General features: G+C 63.9%; 1 protein-coding gene. It reads left to right on the forward strand.

Going from position 1 to position 216, the window contains the following annotated elements:
- Nucleotides 1–216 (forward strand): Ig-like domain-containing protein (locus RAD10_RS42675; RefSeq protein WP_461622108.1); only part of this gene is annotated, 216 nt, incomplete at both ends.

Genomic DNA, 216 nt, shown 5'->3' on the forward strand with positions numbered 1-216 from the left:
CAAGGACGCTGCGACCGTCGAAGTCACCAATGTGCGCCAGCACTGGGATCACACGGCAACGATCAAGGGCACGGCCGATCCCAACAGCGAGATCAAGCTGTCGGACGGCACGACCTCGGTCGGTTCGGTGACCACGGGAGCCGACGGCAAGTGGAGCTTCCAGACGTCCGACCTGTCGGGCAAGAGCCACGCCTTTACCGCGGAGCAGGTTGACAC

This window comes from Bradyrhizobium sp. 23AC (assembly GCF_054863025.1).